This window comes from Stenotrophomonas maltophilia group sp. RNC7 (assembly GCF_030910085.1).
Lineage (GTDB): Bacteria > Pseudomonadota > Gammaproteobacteria > Xanthomonadales > Xanthomonadaceae > Stenotrophomonas > Stenotrophomonas sepilia.
The window spans coordinates 1-441 of sequence record NZ_JAVFVN010000951.1 but is presented as its reverse complement, the minus strand read 5'-3'; the positions used below and the strand labels follow the sequence as shown (position 1 = coordinate 441).

Annotated in this window: 1 protein-coding gene; it reads left to right on the top strand. The window is 61.7% G+C overall.

The window, feature by feature from the left end; all coding sequences use genetic code 11:
* Positions 1-33: 33 nt before the first annotated feature.
* Positions 34-441: chromate transporter (locus RCF13_RS24755; protein ID WP_308141623.1), on the top strand; the 408-nt coding region annotated here is incomplete at its 3' end.

The following is a 441-nucleotide window of genomic DNA, read 5'->3' as shown; positions in this document are numbered from 1 at the left end:
CATCCGGGAGTTCATCGGGGAGGCAATGCACAAATGACAGGCTCCGCCAACACCGTACAACAAGAAGCTGTAGCTGCGCGCGACTCACCCGTTGAAGTCTTCAGCGCCTTCCTAAAACTGGGATTGACCTCCTTCGGCGGGCCAATCGCGCATCTTGGCTATTTCCGTTCGGAGTTTGTAGAGCGCCGCCGTTGGCTGGATGACCGAAGCTATTCCGACCTGGTCGCCTTGTGCCAGTTTCTACCGGGTCCCGCCAGCAGCCAGGTGGGAATGGCGCTTGGGCTGGGCCGAGCCGGCTGGTTGGGGTTGCTGGCGGCGTGGGCGGGGTTTACCTTGCCATCGGCCATCGCGCTCATCCTGTTTGCCTTCGGCATCGCCGAATATCAAGGGCTGGCCCAGTCCGGGTGGGTGCATGGTCTCAAGGTAGTCGCCGTGGCCATC